General features: G+C 72.4%; 7 protein-coding genes. 5 read left to right on the top strand and 2 right to left on the bottom strand.

Annotation, left to right across the window (positions count from 1 at the left end; translation table 11 throughout):
* Positions 1-24 precede the first annotated feature (24 nt).
* The 4 genes from DVA66_RS13535 to DVA66_RS13520 all read left to right on the top strand — a co-directional run bounded on the left by DVA66_RS13535 (position 25) and on the right by DVA66_RS13520 (position 5,687).
* Positions 25-945: a carbohydrate ABC transporter permease gene (locus DVA66_RS13535; protein ID WP_114560561.1), complete on the top strand. Its 921-nt coding sequence runs from the start codon at positions 25-27 to the stop codon at positions 943-945.
* Between the two features lie 23 nt (positions 946-968).
* Positions 969-1,865 (top strand): MurR/RpiR family transcriptional regulator, encoded by an 897-nt coding sequence (locus DVA66_RS13530; protein WP_114560560.1) that lies wholly within the window; start codon positions 969-971, stop codon positions 1,863-1,865.
* A 5-nt stretch (positions 1,866-1,870) separates the two neighbouring features.
* Complete coding sequence (locus DVA66_RS13525) at positions 1,871-4,111, top strand: FAD-dependent oxidoreductase (RefSeq protein WP_114560559.1); 2,241 nt, start codon at positions 1,871-1,873, stop codon at positions 4,109-4,111.
* Positions 4,112-4,310: 199 nt separating this feature from the next.
* Complete coding sequence (locus DVA66_RS13520) at positions 4,311-5,687, top strand: hypothetical protein (RefSeq protein ID WP_114560558.1); 1,377 nt, start codon at positions 4,311-4,313, stop codon at positions 5,685-5,687.
* A 181-nt stretch (positions 5,688-5,868) separates the two neighbouring features.
* Here the strand turns inward: DVA66_RS13520 and DVA66_RS13515 are convergent, their stop codons facing one another.
* Positions 5,869-6,507, bottom strand: coding sequence for a TetR/AcrR family transcriptional regulator (locus DVA66_RS13515; RefSeq protein ID WP_114560557.1), 639 nt, complete (start codon positions 6,505-6,507; stop codon positions 5,869-5,871).
* Positions 6,508-6,665: 158 nt separating this feature from the next.
* Here DVA66_RS13515 and DVA66_RS13510 point away from each other — a divergent pair, with 158 nt between their 5' ends.
* Positions 6,666-7,694, top strand: coding sequence for an SDR family NAD(P)-dependent oxidoreductase (locus tag DVA66_RS13510; protein WP_198671746.1), 1,029 nt, complete (start codon positions 6,666-6,668; stop codon positions 7,692-7,694).
* A 22-nt stretch (positions 7,695-7,716) separates the two neighbouring features.
* Here the strand turns inward: DVA66_RS13510 and DVA66_RS13505 are convergent.
* A partial coding sequence (locus tag DVA66_RS13505) for a UxaA family hydrolase (protein WP_114560556.1) occupies positions 7,717-8,737 on the bottom strand: 1,021 nt, incomplete at its 5' end.

Here is an 8,737-nt window from a genome sequence, read left to right as displayed (position 1 = left end):
GCGCCCAGCGCGGAAGGACCCTCCATGACTGAGACCACCCTGGACGCCCCGCGCCGCTCCGCCGCGCCGGCCGCCGTCCCCGCACCTCTCGAGGCCGCCGACCGGGCCCGCCAGCGCCGACGTCGCCGCCGGACCCGCCGCTGGGCCGTCGGCGTCCCGCTGTGGATCCTGGCGATCGCCTTCCTGGCCCCGTTCGCCTGGATGCTGTCGACCTCGTTCAAGAACGAGCTGGACGCCTACGCCGTGCCGATGGAGTGGATCCCGAGCCCGGCCGAGCTCAGCAACTACACCACCGTGCTCTTCGGCGAGGACTCGATCCTCCCGGCGTTCGCGAACTCGGTGTTCGTGGCGCTGCTGCGGGTGGCCGGCGAGCTGGTCACCGCCACCATGGCCGGCTACGCCTTCGCCCGGTTCACCTTCAAGGGCCGCGACAAGGTGTTCCTGCTCTACCTCGCCACCGCCATCATCCCCGCCCAGCTGCTGCTGGTCCCGCGCTTCATCTACTTCCAGCAGCTCGGCCTCTACGACACCCTGTGGGCGCTGATCCTGCCCGGCATGTTCACCGTGCTCGGCACCTTCCTGATGCGGCAGTTCTTCGTGGCCCAGCCCTCGGAGTTCGCCGAGGCGGCCCGGATGGACGGCGCCTCGGAGTGGCGGATCTTCACCCGCATCTACGTGCCGCTGGCCAGCCCGGTGATGGCCGCCCTCGGCATCCTCGCCTTCGTCTGGTCGTGGAACGACTACGAGACCCCGCTGGTGCTCATCTCCAGCCCGGAGATGTACACCCTGCCGCTCAGCCTGACCAGCTTCACCAACGAGCAGGGCGCGCTGAGCCCGGGCCTGGCGATGGCGGCCTCGGTGGTCACGATCGTCCCGGTGCTGGTGGTGTTCCTGCTGCTGCAGCGACGCTTCGTCCAGGCTCTTACCCACACCGGCATCAAGTGAGCGCACCGACGGCACAGGCGAGGATGAGGGACGTGGACAGAGCCCTCACCCAGAGCCCGATGCAGCAGATCCGTGACGCCCTCCCCGGGCTGAACGCGGCGATGGCCCGGGTGGCCCAGCTGGTGCTGGACCACCCGCAGGAGGTCGGCCGGGCGCCGATCACCCGGCTGGCCGAGCAGGCCGGGACGTCCCCGGCCACCGTCACCCGGCTGGCGGTGCTGCTGGGCTACGACGGCTACCCGGCCCTGCGGGCAGCGATCGCGGAGGAGAACGGCCGCGACGCCCAGGCCGCCTGGGAGTCCGACATCGGCCGGATGATCAGCCCCGACGACCCGGCCGACCAGGTGCTCACCACGCTGGCCGGCACCCAGGCCAACGCGATGCGGGTCGCGCTCGGCGCGATCGACCTGCCGACCGCCACCCGGGTGGCCGACGCGATCGCGGCCGCCGGACGGATCCACCTGTTCGGGGAGTGGGGCGACTCCATCGCCATGCAGGAGCTGCATCTGCGGCTGCTGCGGATCGGACGCCCCTGCTGGTTCCACAGCGGACGCCAGGAGGCCCAGGTGGTCGCCTCGCTGCTGGGTCCCGGCGACGTCGCCCTCACCCTCTCGCGCAGCGGCAACGACCCGGTGGCGGAGGACTTCCTGGGCCGCGCCCGCGAGCACGGGGCCCGGACCGTCCTCATCACTGGCGTCGCAGGCACCCCGCTGGAGCGGGTGGCCGACGAGGTGCTGCTCACCGGCACCCCCAACGGCAGCGCCTGGACCGACTACTTCGGCGGCCGGACCAGCGACGTCCTCGCCGCCAGCCTGCTGTTCGTGCTGGTCGCCCAGCGCAGCGCCGACAGCCTCGAGCGCGCCTTCACCGGAGGCGCCCACCCCGACGCCCGTGACCGACCCCCACCCCCCAGGAAGTGAGCCCCATGCGCACCGAGAACGTCTCCTCCGACATCGTCGTGGTCGGAGGTGGTCTGGCCGGCGTCTGCGCCGCCATCGCCGCCGCGCGGCAGGGGGCCTCGGTCTCGCTGGTGCAGAACCGCCCGGTGCTGGGCGGCAACTCCTCCAGCGAGATCCGGGTGTGGGTCTGCGGGGCCACCGCGCACGGCACCCAGCTCAACGCCCGCGAGACCGGGATCATGGGCGAGCTCTTCGTGGAGAACCAGTTCACCAACCCCGAGGGCAACCCCTACTACTGGGACCTCACCGTGCTCGAGGCCGTCCGCGCCGAGCCGGGGATCACCCTGTTCCTCAACACCGACGTCCGTGAGGTCAGCGCGTCCGGGCCCGAGGACGACCGCCGGATCGAGTCGGTCACGGGCTGGATGATGGGCTCGGAGCGGCTGATCACCTTCACCGCGCCCACCTTCCTCGACTGCTCCGGCGACGGGCTGGTCGGCTACCTCGCCGGCGCCCGCCACGTCACCGGCCGCGAGCCGTACTCGGCCTACCAGGAGTCCTGGGCTCCGGAGGTGCCCGACGACAACACGCTGGGCTCGACTCTCCTCTTCTACTCCAAGGACGCCGGACGCCCGGTGAAGTTCGTGCCGCCCTCGTTCGCCCTCGACATCACCACCACCTCCATCCCCGAGCGGCGGATCATCTCGACGGAGAAGAACGGCTGCGCCTACTGGTGGATCGAGTGGGGTGGCGAGCTGGACGTCGTCGACGACAACGAGCGCATCCGCGACGAGCTGCAGGCCGCCGTCTACGGCATCTGGGACCACATCAAGAACTCCGGCCGCTACGACGCGGAGAACCTCACCCTGGAGTGGATCGGGGCGGTGCCGGGCAAGCGGGAGTACCGCCGCTTCCTCGGCGACCACGTCCTCACCCAGCACGAGGTGCTCGGGATGACCGAGTTCGCCGACCGGGTGGCCTTCGGTGGCTGGTCGATCGACCTGCACCCGCCCGGCGGGATGTACGCCAGCGAGGCCGGCTCCAAGCACTGGCACGCCGACGGGCCCTACCACGTGCCGATGCGCTGCCTGTACAGCCAGAACGTGTCCAACCTGTGGATGGCCGGGCGCAACATCTCGGCCAGCCACGTCGCCTTCGGCAGCACCCGGGTGATGGCCACCTGCGCCGTCCTCGGCGAGGCCGCCGGGGTCGGCGCGGCGCTGGCCACCCGTGCCGGGGTGACGCCGCGGGAACTGGTGGCGGGGCGGATGGAGGAGGTGCACCGGGCGCTGGTGCGGGCCGACGCGTCCGTGCTCGGCGTGGTGCACGACGACCCGGCCGACCGGGTGCTCGACGCCACGATGAGCGCCTCCTCGACGCTGCGCCAGCTGGTCGCCGACGAGCCGGCGGGCACCCACCCGCTGGACGCCCCGCTCGGGCTGGTGCTGCCGGTCGACCCCGCGCTGGGGACGCTCTCGCTGCTGGTCGACGCCGACGCCGACACCGAGCTCACCGTCCGGCTGCACCGCACCAGCCGGCCCCAGGTGTACCTGCCCGACGAGCAGCTGCGCTCGGTCACGGTGCCGGTGGGCGCCGGGGAGAAGCAGTGGGTGTCGGTCGACCTCGACTGGCGTCCCGACCGGCCACAGAACGGGTTCGTGGTGGTCGAGGCCGCCGCGGGCGTCCGGCTGCACGTCGACGAGCACGCGCCGCCGGGCGTCCTGGCGCTCAGCTACCGAGAGCCGGCCGCCGACGAGCGCTGGACCGAGCAGTTCCGGCACTGGAAGCAGGTGCTGCACCGGCAGAGCCCGTGCCTGCGGGTCTCCGACGACGTCGACGCCTACGCGCCGGAGAAGGCCCGCGGCGGTTACGCCCGTCCCTACGGCGGACCGCAGACCTGGGTCTCGCAGGACCGTCGCCTCGACCCGGAGCCGTGGCTGGAGGCCCGCTGGGACCAGCCGGTGACGATCGGCTCGGTGGAGCTGGTGCTGGACGACTCGGTCGACATCGACCTGATCAACCTGCACCACCACCGAACCGAGCCCGAGGTGATGCCGGACCTGCTGACCGACTACCGGGTCGAGACCGAGGTCGAGGGTGCCTGGACGGTGCTGGCCGAGGTGACCGGCAACCGCCGCCGCCACCGCGTCCACCCGCTGACCGCGCCGACCGACGTCACGGCCGTCCGGGTGGTGGCGCCGGGGAGCAGGGGGGCAGCCCACGTCGTCTCGCTCCGCGCCTACGCCACCCCGTCCCCCGCGATCTGAGCCCGGAGCGCCCCCGGCACCCGCCCTGACCCGCCCCCAACGCCCTGAGCCTGTCGAAGGGCGATCCGACCCAGCCCCGGCACCGACCCAGCCCCAACGCCCTGACCCGCCCCCAAACGCCCTGAGCCTGTCGAAGGGCGATCCGCCGTCCACCTGTCCCACGACCGCTCACGCCCGATCCACCACGGAAGGAAACCCGATGACCCCGCCCAGCCCGACCGCCCCGCTCACGATCAGCGGAGTGGTGCCGAGCACCGCCGTCAAGGCCGACCACGTGCCCCGCAGCGAGACCGGGATCGGGGCGCTGATGCCGTGGGCCGACCGGCTCTGGTTCGTCACCTACGTCGCCCACAAGGCCCCGACCGGCGGCGGCACCGGGCTGTTCACCCTCGACGACGACCTGCAGCTGACCAAGCACCCGGCCAGCGTCGTCGGCACCTACGCCAACCGGATCGTCCACCACGAGTCGAACCAGCTCTTCATCGGCCCGCACGTGATCGACGTGGAGGGCGACGTCCGCACCATCGAGGCCCTCGTGGACCACCGGCTGACGGCCACCTGCCGGCACCTCACCGACCCGGCGAACAAGGTCTACACCCTCGGCATGGAGGGGGAGTTCTTCGAGGTCGACGTGCACACCCTGGAGGTGACCCAGCTGTTCGACCTGCTGGAGGTGCTCGACGTCCGCGGCTACCCGCACTTCAAGGACGCGATCAGCCGCCACGGCCGGGTCGTGGTGTGCAACAACTCCTACTACGACAAGGACTTCCCGACGGGGGAGAGCGAGGGCCGGCTGGCCGAGTGGGACGGCACGGAGTGGCGCACGCTGGCGCGGACCCAGTTCAACACCCTGGGCAGCGCCAACGGGATCGGGGACGCCCTGTTCGCCGTGGGCCAGGACCGGGCGTCGGCGCTGCTGCACGTCTACCTGCCCGAGACCGGGTGGAAGGTGTACCGCCTGCCGAAGTCGACCCACACGCAGGACCACGCCTTCACCACCGAGTGGCCGCGGATCCGCGAGGTCGAGTCCGAGCGGCTGCTGCTGGACGCGAGTGGCACCTACTTCGAGCTGCCCGCGATGACCTACGCCTCGTCCGTCTGGGGCATCCGCCCGATCTCCTCCCACCTGCGGGTGGTCGGCGACTTCTGCTCCTGGAACGGGCTGCTGGTGATGGCCGGCGACCAGACCACTCCCATCCGTGACTCCAACCCCCACGCCGGGCAGCCGCAGGCGGGGTTGTGGTTCGGCAAGACCGACGACCTGTGGTCGTTCGGCAAGCCGCAGGGCTGGGGCGGCCCGTGGTGGGAGGACGACGTCGAGGCCGGGGTCCCGTCGGACCCGTACCTGATGACCGGCTACGACCAGAAGTGCCTGCACCTCACCACCGAGGCCGCCGGACCGGTCGAGTTCGCAGTGGAGGTCGACTTCATGGGCACCGGCCAGTGGCGGCGCTACCGGACGCTCACCGTCGACGGCTACGAGTGCCTGGTGTTCCCTCCCGGTTTCAGCGCGCACTGGGTGCGGCTGGTCCCGTCGTCGTCCTGCCGGGTGACCGCGCAGCTCTTCTACACGTGACGACCACCGGCTCGGCCGTGGCCGCGTGACTCGCGGTCGTGCGGCAGGACGACGACGGGAGCGGACCTCCTCGCGGAGCAGCGAGCGCGCGAGCCGGGCGCCGGCGCGGCTGTAGGCGTCCCGCAGCCCGGGGTCCAGGCGCACCCGCACTTCGCCGGGGTCACCTCCTGCACCGGGCCGCTCAGCCGTCGAGGCCGCTGCCGCGGAGGAACAGCCCGACCGCCTCCCGGATGGTGGCGTGGTCGGTGTCCGGCGGCGCCACCCGGTGCGGGTGGTCGGGGATCGGCTCGCGCGCACCGAACAGGGTCGCGAACCGCTGGCGGGCCGTGGTGAGGTTGAGGAAGTACCCGGCCAGCCGCCGGTGGTGCTGCTCGTCGCCACCACCGCCACGGGAGGCGTCCAGCCGCTGCAGGTAGTCCGCGACCGCGCCCTCGGCCCGCTCGATCACCTCACGGTGCAGCATCGCGCCGAGGTCGCTGAACTGGCCGGCCCCGCCGATCACCACCCGCTGCAGCCGGACCGGGTTGCGCCAGGTGCTGATGTCGCTGAAGCCGATCGCGAACGCGGTCAGCTCCCCGGCGGGGTCGGTCAGGTCGTCCGGCGTCGGCAGCTCGCTCTGCACCAGCTCGACCGCCCTGCCGAGCGCGCTGCGGAACAAGCCCTCCTTGTTGCCGAAGTGCGCGTAGACGGTGCGCTTGGTCGTCGACGCCCGGGCCGCCACCTCGTCCATCGAGGCGGTGTCGTAGCCGCGCTCGGAGAAGGTCGCGATCGCCGCCTTGAGGATCGCCTCGGTCAGCGGCAGGCCGTCGATCGTCTTCATGTCGTCACCCTGGCAGGTCGTCCGAACCGGGGGCCACCCGATCACCACCCGATATACTCCACGGTATAGTATACGGAAGACGAGAGGGGACGACGGTGCCACATGACGACACCGACCGGTCGACGCCGGCCGGGACGGGGACGCCGAAAGGTCGCGGGGTGACGCGACGCGCCCTGCTGCGCGGGGCGGTGGTGGCTGCGGCCGCGGGCTCGGTGGGCTTCGCCGGAGGACGGTTCACCGCACCGCCGTCGGCGGTCCCAGCCTGGACCGCGGCCGACATGCCGTCCCAGGCCGGGCGACGGGCCGTCGTCACCGGCGGCAACGGCTACCCGCAGGACGACCGCAGCGGACTGGGCTACCACGAGGCCCTCGGACTCGCCCGCGCCGGCGCCGACGTCACGATCGCCTCCCGCCACCAGGGACGGGGCGAGGAAGCGGTCCGCCGCATCCGCGCCGCCGCCCCCGGGGCCCGCGTCCGGTTCGAGACGCTCGACCTCACCGACCTCGCCTCGATCACCGCCTTCGTCGCCCGCATGGAGGACGCCGGTGACCGCCTCGACCTCCTCATCAACAACGCCGGGGTGCAGGGACGGCTGCAGCGCGAGGAGACGCCCGAGGGCCTGGAGCGGGTGTTCGCCACCAACGCCCGCGGGCCGTTCGTGCTGTCGGCCCGGCTGCGGCCGCTGCTGCAGCGGGGCAGTGCGCCGCGGATCGTCTGGACGTCGAGCTCGCGGGTCGGCGAGATCGACTTCGACGACCTGCAGAAGGTCCGCAGCTACGACTACGGACGGGCCTACGACGACACCAAGCTCGGCGCCCTGCTGATGGCCTTCGAGTGCCAGCGCCGCAGCACCGCCGGGGGCTGGGGGATCACCAGCATCGCGGCGCACCCAGGCGTCTGCCGCACCAGCATCGTCCTGGACGGGCCCGGGCTCGACACCCCGGAGGGCTTCCGCTTCCAGTACCTGCCCTTCATGTGGCAGGACGCGGCCGTCGGCGCGCTGCCCGCCCTGTACGCCGCCACCTCGCCGATGGCGACGGGGGGCGCCTACTACGGTCCCCGCGACGTCCAGGGTCTGCGCGGGTCGCCGACCTACGCCCCCGTGCCCGAGGCGGCCCGCGACCCGGACCTGGCCCGTCGCTACTGGGAGACCATGGAGGACCTCGCCGGGCTCTCCTTCAGCTGACCTGGCCCGCGACTGCCGCGGCTCAGGTCACCGCGCCCAACTGCCAGGGGACGAACTCCTCCTGCCCGACCCCCAGCTCCTCGCTGACGGTCTGCTGACCCGAGGCGACGGCGAGGAACAGCCGGAACAGGTCGTGGCCGACCTCCTCCACGCTGCGGCCGCCGTCGATGATGGTGCCGGCGTCGAGGTCGATGTCGTCGGGCATCCGGCGGGCCAGGGTGGAGTTCGTCGACACCTTGACGCTGGGCACCGGCTTGCAGCCGAACACCGAGCCGCGGCCGGTGGTGAAGCAGACCAGGTTCGCCCCGCCGGCGACCAGACCGGTGACCGAGACCGGGTCGTAGCCGGGGGTGTCCATGAAGGAGAACCCGCGCTCGACGATCGGCTCGGCGTACTCCAGCACCGAGACCAGCTCGGCCCGTCCGCCCTTGGCCACCGCACCCAGCGACTTCTCCAGGATGGTGGTCAGCCCGCCGGCCTTGTTGCCCGGGGAGGGGTTGTTGTCCATGGTGCCGCCACCGGCGGCGGTGTAGGCGCGCCACCACTCGATCCGGTCGAGCAGCTTCTGGCCGACCTCGGGCGAGACCGCGCGCCGGGTCAGCAGGTGCTCCGCGCCGTAGACCTCCGGGGTCTCGGCCAGCACCGAACGTCCGCCGCAGCCCACGATCAGGTCGGAGGCGACGCCGAGGGCGGGGTTGGCGGTGATGCCGGAGTAGCCGTCGGAGCCGCCGCAGTTGAGCGCCAGCACCAGCTCGCCGGCGTCGACGGTCTCGCGGCGGCGCTCGTCCAGCCGCGGCAGCATGTCCTTCACGGCCTGGACGCCGGCGGCGACGGTGGCGCGGATGCCGCCGGTCTCCTGGATGGTCATCCGCTCGACCAGGGTGTCGGCGGGCAGCGGCAGGTCGGCGGAGATGAGGTCGAGCTCGAGCATCTCGCAGCCCAGCCCGAGCAGCACCAGCCCGCCGATGTTGGGGTGGGTGGCGTAGCCGCGGATGGTCCGCAGCAGCACGTCCGCGCCCTCCGAGCCGCTGACCAGCCCGCAC

Source organism: Desertihabitans aurantiacus (assembly GCF_003344635.1).
Lineage (GTDB): Bacteria > Actinomycetota > Actinomycetes > Propionibacteriales > Propionibacteriaceae > Desertihabitans > Desertihabitans aurantiacus.
Note: the sequence above shows the minus strand (reverse complement) of the source record. Positions and strands in the feature narration are given on the sequence as shown.